Origin of the sequence: Leptospira gomenensis, from assembly GCF_004770155.1 — a bacterium.
GTDB lineage: Bacteria > Spirochaetota > Leptospiria > Leptospirales > Leptospiraceae > Leptospira > Leptospira gomenensis.
Genome location: NZ_RQFA01000047.1, coordinates 1 through 1,454, shown reverse-complemented (window position 1 = coordinate 1,454; position 1,454 = coordinate 1). Strand labels below are relative to the sequence as shown.

The 1,454-nt window shown below is 43.4% G+C and carries 1 pseudogene; it reads right to left on the bottom strand.

Annotated features, from left to right (window positions below):
* Nucleotides 1-550, bottom strand: a pseudogene (locus EHQ17_RS11650) (hypothetical protein); the annotation flags it as partial.
* Nucleotides 551-1,454 lie beyond the last annotated feature (904 nt).

Sequence of the window (1,454 nt, the reverse complement as noted above, 5' to 3'; positions counted from 1 at the left end):
GTTACCCATGATACCCGCGCTCACTCCAAAGCCGCTCTTCTCGTTGTAGCTGACCCCAGCGCCTAAACCACCACCGCCTACGTTCACTCCTGCTCCAAAGCCGCCGGCATAGCTGTAGCTAAGGTTTACTTGCACTGCTCCCCCGGTAACCTGGTTCAGTCCGTAGTTGATACCGGCGCTCGCCACTCCCGCCAAAGCACCAGCCGCCCCGCCTTCATACGCACCTCTAAAGCTCTTCCAACCCGCCATTCCAAGTGCGGATATTCCAGCCAAGGTCAAACCAAGAGGAGCAAATGGAGTAAACGACAACACTGTTCCGATGATTCCTGTGACAGCTAACGTCGTACTCACTACCTTGTCCAACATCGCGTCGTTCGCATACATCTCCGCGCCCGTACGCATTCCCAATTGGTTCAGGTGTTCTTGGCTTTTATTACGATTCTTTAATTTGTCTAACTCGTAGTTGCCTTCCGCAAATACTCCGTCCATCGGTCTCTCGGCCGCGTCCTGCGGTGACGATCCGTAGAGAGGCATCGCATCGAGCCTGCGCCGGACCGCGCTCGCAGCTCCGGTCAAGTTATTGCATTCTACTTAGATAATATTAAATTTCTCTAATGCCAATAACTTGACCACGCTTTGATCGCTCGCGGGGTCGGGAGAGAAATGTCGCGTTCATTTTTGTTTAGGTCGAAATAAATTCACTCATAAGATGCGCTCGGAGCAAACATCAAGATGTACACAAAGAGAATTAATATTGGCAAAAACAGAAATGCAAAGTATAATGTAAATGGTTCGCCATTTAATTTCTTTAGTTCAAATAATTCAATTAGCGCTTTAGCTCTCGCTTCCGTGAAAATCATCGCAATGATCCCAAAATAAAGAATCGTAAAGTAAATAACTACAAATTGAATTCTTAAAATTGGAGAAAAATATGTTTCATAAAAATCGTGAAAAAAGTAATCTACTAATTCCAGAAGCAAAACTGTATGAAACAAAACTGCTGGATAAAATGAAACAACAGTTATCAATCGAGCCTTATTAACATTCCTTGTCTTATAATACTCGACTTCATTTTTCCAATGCTTAAGAAATAAAGATGTAAATGCCTTTATATACATCAATTTTCCTTCCTGTCAAATAGCATCTCCGAATGAGTTTTCCCTTTGGAGTTATTATATTTGTAAATTAAACTTGCTCCGGCATACGCCAATCCAAAGACCGAATACATCCCGGCTGTAAGAGAGGTCAGAAATAATATTCCCGCTTAACACTTGTTAGCTGTGCACCACAGCAATACTTAACAAACGACGGTTTTTGGACTAGGACACACTTCTTTCAAATACGAAACGTTCTGGATCCAATCCTGTTTCAGGTCGTAAAATTCTTTTTCTTTCAAATCCCACTGCTGCGCTTGTTTGTCAGCACGCTGTTTCAACTCCATTCCAAAAAGTTGC